This window comes from Coleofasciculus sp. A1-SPW-01 (assembly GCF_040217205.1).
GTDB lineage: Bacteria > Cyanobacteriota > Cyanobacteriia > Cyanobacteriales > Coleofasciculaceae > Coleofasciculus > Coleofasciculus chthonoplastes_A.
On sequence record NZ_JAVJNP010000102.1, the window covers coordinates 56,351 to 69,763 of the forward strand.

Consider the following 13,413-nt stretch of genomic DNA (forward strand, 5'->3'; position numbering starts at 1 on the left):
TCATCATCATCTGTTCGGGTTCATCACCCTGTATAGCCCGATCGCCGTTGATCATTATCGGCTTTCTACAGGAACCTCGAACGATGAGGGTAATTTTCTAGCCAGCCGATACTTATCCGTTTCTCGCAGGCGCTGACTCAAAAATCGGCAAATTTCTAATACAATATGAGGACGTTGGGTGATCAAACTGATGAAACGGTTTTTCTCTAACTTGAGCAAGGTACAATCCTTCACCGCGATCGCACCATCCCAGTGCGGCGCATTATCAAATAACGTCACCTCCCCAAAATGCTGCCCTGCTGATAAGTATTTCAGATCACATTGCACCTCGTCCATATCCTTGACCAAACGGACACTTCCTTCCCCAATAATATAGAAGTGGTTGCCCCAACTCCCTTCAGTATAAATGGTTTCACCCGCCAGAACATGCTCTTGTTCTAGGGTTTGGTCGATCAGAAGCAGTTCATCGAGGGATAAATTTTTGAACAGAGCAACATTTTTGAGTAAAAGTAGACGACTCATAAAGAAATCCTTGAGTGACGGCTGCTGATCAAGGGGCTGGAAAATTTGCTGGACAACGGCTTTAACTAAAGGGTCTGGATCTTTCATTAAAGCAGAAGGCACCCCGGCTAAGGCAATCAACGCACCAATCTTAATCCAGCGATCGCGCGATTCTAGGGCTTCGAGGAGTAGCTGATATCCCTTGGTTCGCATCCACTGAGAATTAACCCGAATCCGAGTTCCAGGTTGATCATCACTAATCAATTGTTCCAAAACAGGCATCAGGGGAAGCACAAAGCGGCGATGACTCAGCGACGCCAAGGTTTCAATCGCATTCGCTAAATCCCTAGAATCTGTGGAATAGAGCAGCCGTTGCACCACATTAACAGTACGGGAATGACCCAGACAGGAGAGAATATACAAAACACGCTGAATCAGCCGTTGATGATAATCCGCGATCGCAATTGCCAGAGGTTGCCAACTGGGATTATCCTGAGGTAACTGTTGTTGCCATTGACGGCTGTGGGTCACCTGCTGAAAATCTGGACTCAGATACTCAAACAGAATATCACTCGCCTGTTTCGTCCGCACTTGACCAATTGCAGCGATCGCCGCATTGACAATATCTGGATTAGACGAGGATAAACTATCTTGGGCTAACGTCAATCCCGGTTCACCATACATCGCCAGCGCCACCGCCGCACAGCGACGCACTTGGGGATGATGATCGCCTAAACCAATTGTCACATGGCGCAACATCCCTTTACAGCGAGTAATTCCCAACAGATTAAACCCCGCCGCCCGTACCAACGGATCAGGGTGTTCTAATTCCGAGACAGCCAATTCCGCCAGTTCCCAATCCCCCGGATGCGCCAAGGTTGCCAAGGTTTCTAGTCCCCCCCGTTTCACCTCAGAGGTAGCATGGGTGAGAATCTGTTTCAGGAGGGGAATTAAGTCTGGATTCCCACTACAAGACACCACCCGCACAATTGCCTGTCCTGTGGTACTCTCTAAATCCGATTGCCATAACTGTTCGCAGGTGGTTTGAATTTGGGGATTATTAATTGCCCCCATTTGAGTCGCTGCGACTGAAGCTAAGAGGCTAACTTCCTGACTGATATCCCCCAAGCGAGAGCGGAGTTGCTCCTCTTCCAAGGGCTGCTGATTGGCAATTAACACCTCTAACGCCGTGGCTCGCACCTGGGGATTTGGGGCGTCTAACAACCGTTCAAACTGATGGATGGTGTCTAAATCCGATTTATGGCTAAACAGCTTGACAATCCCGCGCCGGATACCCGGATCGGTTTCCGGTAACAGGGGCTGCACATCGGCGAAAAATTGACTAGGTTGTCCCAAACCTGCGGCTAATTCTAGTCCTTTAATTTGCGTGTACCGTTCATCACTGTTGAGCAAGTCGTGAATCATCGGACTGGATTGGGGCGGTAATTGCATCAATCCCTCACCAATTTCATCCAGATTCACCGCATCGGAGCGTAACATGACTTCTAAGCATTGGACATAGCTATTGCCCATAAACAAGCGTACCATCAGCAATAGCACCGTTAAACTAATGCCAATCCAGATAATTTGCTCTAGGGTGAGAAAGGATTGAACAACCCACAACAGCCCCCCAGCCAAGGTCAACCCGATCGCATAAAATAAACCATCACTGAGCGATCGCACTCGCCCCATAAATTCTGGAGGTACGGCATTATAGTTTAATTGATGGACGGGTAAGTTAATCCCTTTATACAATCCATCACTATTCACATTCGCCGCGATCGCCGCTTTTAAATTAAAGTTAAACGCCAATCCCAGTAAACTGGCTAAGGTTGTCACCGGATAAACCAGATTCATCCGCCCCACGCCTAATCGTTGCAACAGAGGGCGAGTGAAACAGTAGAGAATCACCATCTGTAGGATACTATTCGCCACTCTCAGCAATCCCAGAAAACTGGTTAATTCTCTGTCATTGGTGAAGGTTTGGGCATAAATGCTTAAATATTCAAACTCTGACGTAATATAGATAATCACTAACAGGAAGCTGCTACTCGCCAAAAATAGGATAATTGGGTAGCGCTTGACTAAATCGGGAAACGTCCTTAACGCTTCCACCAGGTTCACCGGGGTTTGACTCCGATTTGTCTCGATGCGCCGTTGAGAGCGTTCCAGATAAATCAGTTGCGCGATCGCCACCGCACAGACAAACGGCAAACTCAGCAGCATATCTTCCGTGGTGAAAAACTGGGACAGCAAACTGGTCAAACCGCCGCCCAACAGGATACCCACCGCCTGAGCCATCCCCATAAATGGCGCATAACGCTTGTACTCCAACGCTGTGAAATAATCCATTAACAGGTTGGGCAATAAGATATTGTTATACAAATCCCATTGGAAGAAAATAGCGATAAAGATAAGATAATAGACCCATAATGTATCCAAAGTGATCAACAGTCGCATTCCCAGCGCCATAGCGATGGCAAAAACCAACATATAGCGGAAAAGCTGGGGACGACTAAAACGGTCAATCACTTGGGAAAACACCGCATAAGCGGGCATCGAGACTAACCCAATCAGCACATAAAACAGGGGCAGATTCTCTGAACCCGCATGACTCAGAAACAGGGAATTGGCGATCGTCATCGCCAAAATGTTATAGGTGAGAATCGTCACCCCCAGAAATAATAAATGAGCCAGCCGTTGTACCTTCCAAATCGAAAGACCACAACGTTGCTCAATAAATTGACTTAGCATGGGTGTTCGGGTTAAGAATATTGCATTATCCAGTTAAGTCTCGTCAGGATTTGATCTAGTTTTACATAACGTAACATAATTAGGGAAACAAACGCTGCTTACCCAATTCAATTGTTGAAGCGGATAACCAGAGGCAGAATCAGCTCAAGAATCACCCGGTTAAAACGCGGGTGAGTGTCAAAAGCATTAGGGAATCGCCGAAACCTTTGATATACCGTAGGGTGGGTTTCGACTTCGCTCAACCCACGACTTCGCAAGAGCCCACCAGCATACCAGTCAGTGGCATTCGACTTAAGTTTCTAGCGAAGACAGCGTAACTACAAACATAAGGTTCTGTGAATAGTATCAAAGCTATGTTCAGTCAATTAGGGCTATTTAAAATTTGTTTCATCGGGATTTCTTCACTTCTGTTGATTACACCAACAGCAACGGCTCAACGCAATTCTGCACCAATACCGTCCTTAGTTCCTCTAGAAACAGAATTCTTAGAACCCGATACTATCCTACCCCCCAACATAGTTACAGCAAATACAATATCCCAGCAAAACATTACAATTCCTAGCCTTTGGTGGGCAGAAGAGCAGTTTGATGAATTTGGCGGTAAACTGCTCGTGAACTGGCTCGCTTACCAAGATAAACAACGGGTTGATTTGGTGGTTAGCCGTCAACCTTGGACACTGCTCAACTATTTAGAACGATACAGCTTTATTAATCATTTCGGAACGGTTGCTAGAGACTATAACTACAATGTCAGAGTCTTCAATGACCGAGCCGAACCCTTAGCTACCTATACTTGTGATTATACGACTTCAGGGCTACCCTCTTGTGAGGTCTTGATATTTGAGGGTTTGGGACCTGCGGGTTTACCTGTGCAACGAATTCCGTGAATGGGAAATTAGGAAGATGAGGGAGATGAGGAAGATCAGATTGATGCGATATCGAGTCAAGTCTTATGATTATCTGGTTACTCGATAGTTCTCAAAAGATAGTCAATGGCAAACAATGGGCTTTTCGTGGGTATGGTAACATTAGATCTGGTTTACCTTAGCCCTAAGCTACCCGGTCAAAATGAAAAAATTGCCGCTTCTGACTATACCGTGGCGGCTGGGGGTCCAGCGACAAACGCAGCGGTTACGTTTAGTTATTTAGGCGATCGCGCGACAATCTTAGGGGTAGTGGGAACTCACCCGATCACACCCCTGATCCGTTCCGATTTGCAAGATCAGGGGGTAACTATTGCGGATTTAGATCCGACAGCAACCAATCCTCCACCGATTTCTTCAATTATTGTTACTCAAGAGACGGGCGATCGCGCGGTGGTTTCGATTAATGCAGCGAAGATTCAAGCAGGGGTTGAGCAAGTACCGCCGGATATTGACCAAGATATTACGATTGTGATGATTGATGGTCATCAAATGGAAGTGAGTCGTGCGATCGCGCAATCGGCAAAATCCCGTCAGATTCCAGTTGTCCTGGATGGGGGGAGTTGGAAACCTGGATTAGAAAATCTTTTGCCCTTCGTCAATTATGCCGTTTGCTCGGCGAATTTTTATCCCCCAGATTGTGATACTCACCAAGACGCGATCGCTTATCTTCGCGCCGCTGGAATTCCCCACATTGCAATTACCCATGGGGAAAAACCAATTGAGTATTTCTCCAGTGGAACATCGGGTCAATTATCAGTACCTTGTGTTGATGCGGTTGATACATTGGGAGCTGGCGATGTTTTTCATGGGGCATTCTGTCACTCTATCCTTAAGCATACCTTTACTGATGCCCTAGCCGCTTCAGCAAACGTTGCTGCCCATTCTTGTCAATTTTTTGGCACTCGCCAGTGGATGGCATCTAATGGTTCAGCGTGAAGTTAGCGATTTGTAAAGGTGACTCTGAACAAGAACAACACGGCTGTGCTGAAATCTCATTAACCATTTGCATTCGTCCCTTGCGAAATGCACGTAGCAGTCTATCAATGGACTCTCTTTCTTCCTGTGTGATCGAGTCTTCTAAGATGGCTGCCATGAGTCCATATCGATCAGCTAGTGTAATTTTGCCTGAACAACTGACTTGAGCAAATAAATCCGCGATCGCACCCGGTATAAGTTGGACTTGAAGTTTCATGTTACTCCGCATAAATTCAACCCTTATACTATGAGATAGTTACTCTCGTTTTAAAGTGATTGACATTTTATCTGATTAGTGATAATCATCAAATATTAAGGTAATTCAAGTCTCCTTAGTAACGTGACTACGTTCGGATTTTAGTGTAACCAAAATGCTATAACTTTGTGATTAAAATTTGTTTAATTGAGTGAGATAGATCACAAACTTTTCAAGGGTAACTGTAAGATAAAATCCAGCTTGACTGGCAACAGGAACCTATAAATTAGGGGCGGCTGAATAAGTGTTGTGGTGAGGGGGAGCGGGGGAAGCGGGGGAAGCTGGGGAAGCTGGGGGAGCAAGGGTACATTTTTCCTGAGCAAGGTGATGCCATATATTTAAAGAATACTACCCGATTTCCTTGAATCTAACCCTCTGTCAATCAAGCTCAAAGTATTGATGGGCTTTGCGGTTTTGGCTTTGTGCAGCAAGCCCTAAATTAAGAGACGTTCCTTAATATTAAGAAACGTCTCCACGGGTGAGGCAACTATTTTTAATTTTCTAAGATATGTATCTTAGTTAGACAATTAAGTGAGAGTAAGGACTATCACGAAATTTTTGAAAGTTCATTGACGATCTGCATACGTCCACGACAGATTGCATGGAGTAACCTATCGATGGAATTTCTTTCTTCTTCGGTAAGACTATCCTCCAATAAAGCTGCCATGAGTCCATATCGGTCTGCCAGAGTAATTTTCCCACACATACTAACTTGGGCAAATAAATCGGCGATCGCGCCGGGTAAAAGTTTAACGGGGACTTGCATAGGACAAGTCAGAACTCAACATTACCTAGTATAAATAATCTGGTCAAGGAATACCGTGATGCTAGACAGAAACGTCTGTGATATCGTTCAACTTGAAATGTGATTCAAGTCTTATTGAACAGTGATACAAGTCAGCTTGTTATAATGAGATAGTTGTTAGAGTATTCTGACAATTATAAGATTTACTAAATCAATTTTGTAGAGAATTTTAGATTTTTCAGTCAATCCCGACATCCGCCCGGAGTTCAAACTCCGGGCTAATAGCTTAAGTCCATTAAAATGGACTAAAACGCTTCTTCAGTCATGGTGAGAATAAACTGAACGATATTACGTTAGGTAAACTTAGCCCCTTACCAATGACATAAGACATAAGACATAAGACATCAGCTCAAAACGTGCCAAACCTTGATCGTTTTATCAGAACTGCAACTGGCGATTGTTTTACCATCTCGGCTCAACGCCACCGAAATAACCGAGCTAGAATGACCCCTTAAAGTGTGAATTTCTTCGCCTGTTTTCAGATGCCAAACCTTAACGGTATTATCAGAACTGCCACTAACTAACATTTGTCCCGCTGGACTGACAGCAACCGATAAGACGGAATCTTCATGACCTGTAATTGTGCGGATTTCTTCCCCGGTTTTCAGATTCCAAACTTTAATTGTATCATCATATCCCCCACTCACGACTGTTTGTCCATCGGGATTAATTGCCACCGACAAAACTGAATTCCTATGCCCAGTTAAGGTGCGGATTTCTTTCCCCGTTTTCAGATTCCAAACTTTAATCGTATCATCAGAACTGCCACTGACTAGATTCTGTCCATCTGGACTAATCGCCACTGACAATACGGCGTCTTTATGACCAAATAAGGTGCGGATCTCATAGCCGGTGATCAAATCCCACAGCTTAATGGTACCGTCAGAACTGGCACTGGCTACGGTTTTACGATTTGGGCTAATCGCTACCGATAACACTGAGTCCAAATGTTCATCAGCCGTCATTATTTCTGTGCCAGTGTTTAAGTTCCACATTTTCAGAGTATTATCAGCACTGCCACTGACTAAGGTTTTACCATCCGGACTAATGGCAACAGAAACAACGGAGTCGGTATGTCCGGCAAGTGTGTGAATGATCTCCCTAGTTTGGAGATTCCACAGTTTAATCATATTGTCATAACCGCCGCTAACTAAGGTTTCGCCGTCTGGACTAATGGCAACCGATAATACCGAGTCAGAAAAATCATTGAGCGTGAATTGATGTTCAATTAATTCATAATTTAAAACGGCGACCTCTAGGGGAGGTAATGGTGTTGACTCTTGATGACTTTCGGTGTTTAGTGTGGGTAAGGGCTGATCCAGTTGCGGCAGCAGTTGTTGGAGTTGCTCCCGTAAATCCTGCCGTTCCTGTTGTGCCTGCTGAAGCTGCTGTTCAATCTGGGCTAACTGTTCTTTCAGGGGAGAAAGGGTTTGCCAAACCCCTTGGGAAAATGACCATTTCGCCCACATCTGTCTCGCCCAATCTAATTGAACGGACTGCTGGTGCCAAAATTCTGAGGGTACAGACTGCGCCAAGGCAGGTGGATAGGGGGTCAAATCCCACCCACAGACAGAGCAACGATGCACATTACCTGGGATATATTGGGTTTGACAAACAGGACATTCAGACATGGTTATCCTCTGTGATATAAATTACAGGCGTTGACACTGGATAACGACTATAACCGCTTACAATAGAAAAGCCAGGGTTTTCAGGAGAAATAACAGCGCCAAAGCTGACCAAAAGCTTAAGGTTAGAGAAACCTCCAGCACCGAATTGGCGGGCGAGTCGATCGCTCTCCCCTCAAGTCTCTAGAATTTTAGCGGCTGTAGGTTAGTTTAAATTAAGCAATGTCTGGAGGGAGGTTGCTAGGATATGACCGAGGTGCTGATTGAGTATGCTGGAGCTGAGTTTGAACCAAGCGTTGCAGATCCTCTCGACGCACCTCGGTTCCGGCTGTTAAATTACCAGGTGTATCAAAGAAAACGGTGCTATTTACCGTGTCAAGGGCTAACATCTGGAACAAAATGTGAGTGACTGGCACGGGCATCGCGATGATTTGAGGGTCCCAATTGGATTGAAAATCAGCCGCGTCTTTGAGTGTAGGAAAAGCATAGACAACATTTTTTTCGACCTCAGGCTGGGCACGATTACTCAGGGTCGTTACCACCCAACCTTGATCTAGGGTTTGGAGAATATGATAGTCCGAGTGGTGTAACTGACTGGCAAGCGTGGTTAGGACAGGGGCAATCGCCTCAACCATTTTCGGCGTCGTCCCGTCAGCCGGGGCATTGTCAATCAGAGCTTGAATTTGTTGGGTTAAATCCATCGAGCGATCCTCTTTTCGAGTACCTCTTACTGCTATGTATGAGTCTAAACCCAGATTAAAACGGTTGTTGATATGTGTGTTAGGGTCTTTGTGAAAGAATGAACATCATGAGGGAAGTCTGCCAGGGCGTGGAGGCTATTTTTCAACTGCTATTTAACGAACTCCGGCAGTCTACGACTGCATCCGAGCAGAACTGCCGGGATGTAGCAGCGCGTTTAGCAAATGAAGTCACTCGAATTTGTAATGAAAGCCATCGAATTAAGACGTCTGGAGATATTGAAAGCTGGGCAAAGACCCTAGCCAACCATCGTCTCAAACAAGTCTTAAAGTATTACCGCCTTGGATCTCACCGGGGACGAATCGACCTTCAGAGTACGTTGAGTGCGATCGTCTACCGCTATATTACCCCGTCTCAAACCCCCGCGAGCTATCAAGCCCGGGTTACCCTGATTGAAGATTTCTTACAGGGATTTTATGTCGAATCCTTAAATGCATTTCGGCGTGAGACATCCATTGACGAGAATTATCGTCCGCGATCGCTTCTGGAGTTGTCGGAGTACATGGCGTTTACCGAACGGTATGCCAAGCGCCGTATTCCTTTACCCGGACGGCGATCCCAGCAACTGCTGATCTTGCGGGCGCAAACCTTTTCTCAACAGCAACCCCCCGAAACCTCGGTAGACATGGATACCGCCGCCGAAGGGGGTACTCCCGATTCAGAAAATACCTGGAACGATGCCGCGATTCAGCAGGTGCGAGAGGTGATGGTGGCGTCTGAACCCGAACCTCTGGAAGCGAACCTGCGGGATAAAGTTGTTGAGGAATTGTTCGCCTATCTCGAAGAACGGCAACAACACGATTGTGCCGACTACTTCACCCTGCGTCTACAAGACTTGCCGACCAGCGAAATTGAGGAGATATTAGGATTAACCCCCCGTCAGAGGGATTACTTACAGCAACGATTTAAGTATCATTTAATTCGGTTTGCCCTTTCTCACCGTTGGGAACTTGTTCATCAATGGCTAGAAGCTGATTTAGAGAAAAATCTGGGGTTAACCCCCCACCAGTGGCAGCTATTTCAGAATAAAATTGATCCCCAACAGCGGGAATTGCTGCACCACAAGCAGCAGGGTCATTCCACCCAAGAAATAGCCCAAGCCCTAAGTTGTACAGTGACTCAGGTTGACAAGCGATGGTTTAAATTGCTGGAAATTGCCTGGGATATTCGCAATCGTTCAGTATCCGGATCAGGTGCATCTGAAGATGAATAGTGACATAAACAATAACTCGGACACCCTATACAGCCGCTTAATGGCTTGGCTGCTACAAGAGTCCGTTCCTGCTGCTACACCATCAGTCCATGGGCAACCCGACGGGTTAAACCCTATCGATGAGCTAGAAGCAGCAAATTTTCAATTTGATGAGTTAGATCCACTGGATGTTGAAGACGTGAACATTGCACCCACTATAACTGGCGACACCGCTAATGACCACACGCGAGTGGGTTCAGAAGACATTCCTACTCGTGAGGACATTGAACCGGGCGGTACAACCCGCCCCTACAACTTGGGAGATATGCCGATCGTGCAAAATCGTTTTGAGGCGCTAATTAAGCGCAAACTGCAAGTAGAAATTGAGCGTCATCCCCCCTTATTCCCCTGGGAGACGAATATTCATGAATACGAACCTGATATCTCAGACAGCGTAGCCTCGACTGGGGTTCCATCGGTTCAAGTCTGGACACCCCAACTCTTGAACCTACCGCTACCTGTCCCCATCCCGGAAAACGTTTTAGTCACCCTATTTAACGCTTGTTCGGAGTCAGTCTATTCCCCCTATCAATTGGGGCGAAAAATGGTCAAGGCTGTGGAAAACTTATTCCCCGCCCAATTCCAGTTGCTGAATAATCAAGCGCAAATGGTACTGTTGTCTTCGGGATCGGGTCGTGACCCTGAACAACTGCAACTGTTGCTCAAGGAACTTCCATCTCCATCCTATGACGAGGCAACTCCAGAGCAACAAATGATTCTGGCATTGTTAGCGGCTAAAGAAATTATTAGCACGTTGACGGTATCCCTTTCACCCAACCAGCCTTCGGTTGAACGCCAATGGCAAACCTCTGTCGGCGTGATCACCGTCCAGGCAGAGTACCAGATCCAAGAAGGTGTTCCCACCCTGCGGGTGATCAGCAATCTACCCGAAAGTGGCAGTTTGACCTTGCGTACACCTGAAGGTTCAGCCGTATCAGAACGCACTTATCCCGGCTATGTGAGTGTTGAAGCCTTTGATTTGCCGCCGAATCAAACCTATCCCCTGGAAATTCGGTTCCAAGACTCAGACCAAAACCCCTTGGTTTTTGCGATTTACCCAACAATGTAAGGGGTAAGGGTTAAGTGCTAGCTGTTAGACTTGGGAGCTTCTCTCACTCCCGACTGTGGACTTAGATACAATAGATTGAACCCGTGAATTTAACCTAACAGCCATCTCGCACACAAGAGAGTCAATTGTTATGTCGAACCCTTCAGGGATGCAGCGAATCCGGCGTCTACCTGGTCTAAATCAGGTGTGGCAGCGTCTTGGCGCAATGCCACTGCCTCAAACCGAAGACTCGATCGGATTACGAGTCCTAGTCCAGGGGCTAGTGATTGTGGGAATTATCGCCACCGATATTGCTGCTGAAACCCAGATGAGTGTCTGGGCTGTACCCCTCTCTATCCTGGGAGCAACCTGGAGTTGGTATCGTCGCCGCCATCGCAACATTGCGGTTAAGTTTTTTTTGGCGATTGGGATGCTAATCGCTATGGGGGTATTCTTTAATAATTTATTAGCCAGCCTCAATGATACCCGCCTCGTTCTCGCAGAATTATTGATTCAAGTACAAGTCCTCCACAGCTTTGACTTGCCCCGGCGCAAGGATTTAGGCTATTCGATGGTAATCGGGCTGATTTTGCTGGGGGTAGCAGGAACCCTGAGCCAAACCTTAGCGTTTGCACCGCTACTGTTAATATTTTTAGCGATCGCGTTACCCACACTCATCCTCGATTACCAATCCCGCATCGGTTTATCACCAAAACGGAAAACGTCTAGGAAAAAAGCTAAACGTTCTTCGCCGCTGTCACTACGACGGTTAAGTATTTTTTTGTTAGTAGTTATCGCCCTGGGGTTAGGGATTTTTGCCCTAATGCCTCGGTTTCCCGGTTATCAACTGCAAACCTTTCCGGTGAGTGCGCCATTGGATTGGGATGATCTAGATGGGGATACGGGAAACGTGAATAATCCTGGATACGTGAGTGAGGGTGAAGGGGAAGGTTCTGGTGGTGAGGGAACCTCTCCCAGTCAGGGTGCGGGTGAAATGGATGAAACGTTTTACTATGGTTTTGGCAACCAAATTAACCAGAACCTCCGAGGCGCCCTAAAGCCAAAAGTCGTCTTGCGGGTGCGTTCCCAAGCCCCCGGATTTTGGCGGGTGCAGGCGTTTGACCAGTATACAGGTCAAGGATGGGAATTGTCTCGCGAAGATCAGGTGGTAGAGGTGACTCGTCCGCCTTGGTCTTATCGATTTGCACTCTATCCGACTAGCTTTAATTTGGGTCGGACGAAAAGGGTGATTCAAAGTTATACCGCCGTATCGGAACTGCCGAATATTATTCCGGCACTGAGTTATCCGAAAAGCCTTTATTTTCCCACCAAGGAAGTCGGCATTGATACAGAAGGCAGTTTGCGATCGCCTCTAGCTTTACTGGAAGGATTAACCTATACGGTAGTATCTGAAGTACCCGTGCGCGATCGCACCCGACTCCAACAAGCCCCGGAAACTTATCCCGACAACATCCAAAAATACTATCTTGATGTTCCGCCAGACATCGCGGATAAGGTGCGTGAAAAAACCGAACAACTTTTAGCCACCTCCTCCAACCCCCTCACCTCATCCTACGAGAAGGCACTGTATTTGGCTCAAGCCCTGAAACAACGGTATCGAATTCCCGATAATCCCTTTGGACTTCCCTATTTACAAGAAGACGAGGATTTAGTTGAAGCGTTTCTGTTTAACTATGAAGGCGGGTATCCAGATCACTTTTCCACCACCTTAACCATCATGCTGCGTTCGATTGGGATTCCGGCGCGGTTAGTCGTAGGATTTGGTACAGGTCAATTTAATCCCTTCACTGGCTTATATGTGGTCAAAAATACCGATGCTTACGCCATGACTGAGGTCTATTTCCCCAACTATGGCTGGTTTGCCTTTGACCCCATTCCCGGACATGAAATAGTTCCCCAAAGTGTGGAAGATACGGCAACCTTTAGCGTGCTGCGTCAGTTTTGGCAGTGGGTTGCTGGATGGCTACCTTCACCCGTCAGTAATTTTATCGGGGAATTGTGGAATCTGGTGGTGGGTTCGCTGCTGCGGCTGATTGTGCGACTGTGGGCGATCTTCTCCAGTGGTTGGATGGGATTGTTTGGCGGATTAATTTTCGCGATCGCGCTGGGGTTCGTCGGTTGGTTAAGCTGGGTACAGTGGCAAACCTGGCGTTACCGTCGCTGGTTAGGGAAATTACCCCCCATGGAACGGCTGTACCAGCAAATGTTAAAGGTTTTGAAAGCGAGAGGATATATTAAGCACCCCGCCCAGACGCCGTTAGAATATGCTAAGGTCATGCGTCAGCAGCAATCCTCTGAATCAGCCACCGTGATTGATGATATTTCTCAAGCTTATGTACGCTGGCGTTATGGTAAACAAACGCCGAATATCGATGAACTGCGACAGCGACTGCGGCAGTGGATTAAAACGACTGCCCGATTGTCAAACAGAAGTCTGAGACGGTGAACTTTTCCGGAAAATCTCGAATTGGTACAGGAATTGAGTTAT

10 protein-coding genes are annotated in these 13,413 nt (G+C 46.7%); 5 read left to right on the plus strand and 5 right to left on the minus strand.

Going from position 1 to position 13,413, the window contains the following annotated elements; translation table 11 throughout:
* Positions 1-54: 54 nt before the first annotated feature.
* Entirely contained in the window at positions 55-3,255 is a 3,201-nt protein-coding gene (locus tag RH949_RS15420; protein WP_446354294.1) for a cyclic nucleotide-binding domain-containing protein, read from the minus strand.
* A 353-nt stretch (positions 3,256-3,608) separates the two neighbouring features.
* On the opposite strand from RH949_RS15420, the gene RH949_RS15425 reads away from it, so the two are divergent.
* Positions 3,609-4,142 carry a hypothetical protein gene (locus tag RH949_RS15425; RefSeq protein ID WP_006103372.1) on the plus strand — a complete coding sequence of 178 codons (534 nt, stop codon included), beginning with the start codon at positions 3,609-3,611 and terminating at the stop codon, positions 4,140-4,142.
* Positions 4,143-4,247: 105 nt separating this feature from the next.
* Positions 4,248-5,117 (plus strand): sugar kinase, encoded by an 870-nt coding sequence (locus RH949_RS15430; RefSeq protein WP_006103338.1) that lies wholly within the window; start codon positions 4,248-4,250, stop codon positions 5,115-5,117.
* Here the strand turns inward: RH949_RS15430 and RH949_RS15435 are convergent.
* The 4 genes from RH949_RS15435 to RH949_RS15450 all read right to left on the minus strand — a co-directional run bounded on the left by RH949_RS15435 (position 5,101) and on the right by RH949_RS15450 (position 8,546).
* Positions 5,101-5,373 carry a hypothetical protein gene (locus tag RH949_RS15435; protein ID WP_232231767.1) on the minus strand — a complete coding sequence of 91 codons (273 nt, stop codon included), beginning with the start codon at positions 5,371-5,373 and terminating at the stop codon, positions 5,101-5,103. The two genes, RH949_RS15430 and RH949_RS15435, sit on opposite strands and share 17 nt — an antisense overlap.
* Before the next feature lie 586 nt (positions 5,374-5,959).
* A complete protein-coding gene (locus RH949_RS15440) occupies positions 5,960-6,178 on the minus strand; it encodes a hypothetical protein (protein WP_006103512.1) in 219 nt (72 codons plus the stop codon).
* A 383-nt stretch (positions 6,179-6,561) separates the two neighbouring features.
* Positions 6,562-7,848, minus strand: a complete 1,287-nt coding sequence (locus RH949_RS15445; protein WP_446354297.1) for a WD40 repeat domain-containing protein — start codon at positions 7,846-7,848, stop codon at positions 6,562-6,564.
* Between the two features lie 212 nt (positions 7,849-8,060).
* Positions 8,061-8,546 (minus strand): hypothetical protein, encoded by a 486-nt coding sequence (locus RH949_RS15450; RefSeq protein WP_006103441.1) that lies wholly within the window; start codon positions 8,544-8,546, stop codon positions 8,061-8,063.
* A gap of 107 nt (positions 8,547-8,653) precedes the next feature.
* Between RH949_RS15450 and hetZ the strand changes: the two genes are divergently transcribed.
* The 3 genes from hetZ to RH949_RS15465 all read left to right on the plus strand — a co-directional run bounded on the left by hetZ (position 8,654) and on the right by RH949_RS15465 (position 13,371).
* On the plus strand, positions 8,654-9,817 hold the full coding sequence (gene hetZ / locus RH949_RS15455; RefSeq protein ID WP_044209153.1) for a heterocyst differentiation protein HetZ: 1,164 nt from the start codon (positions 8,654-8,656) through the stop codon (positions 9,815-9,817).
* The gene (locus RH949_RS15460; protein WP_044209152.1) at positions 9,810-10,925 is read left to right on the plus strand and encodes a hypothetical protein; all 1,116 of its coding nucleotides are present in this window, start codon (positions 9,810-9,812) and stop codon (positions 10,923-10,925) included. Before hetZ ends, RH949_RS15460 begins: the two co-directional genes overlap by 8 nt.
* 130 nt (positions 10,926-11,055) lie before the next feature.
* Positions 11,056-13,371 carry a transglutaminase TgpA family protein gene (locus RH949_RS15465; RefSeq protein ID WP_446354300.1) on the plus strand — a complete coding sequence of 772 codons (2,316 nt, stop codon included), beginning with the start codon at positions 11,056-11,058 and terminating at the stop codon, positions 13,369-13,371.
* The last annotated feature ends 42 nt before the right edge of the window (positions 13,372-13,413 follow it).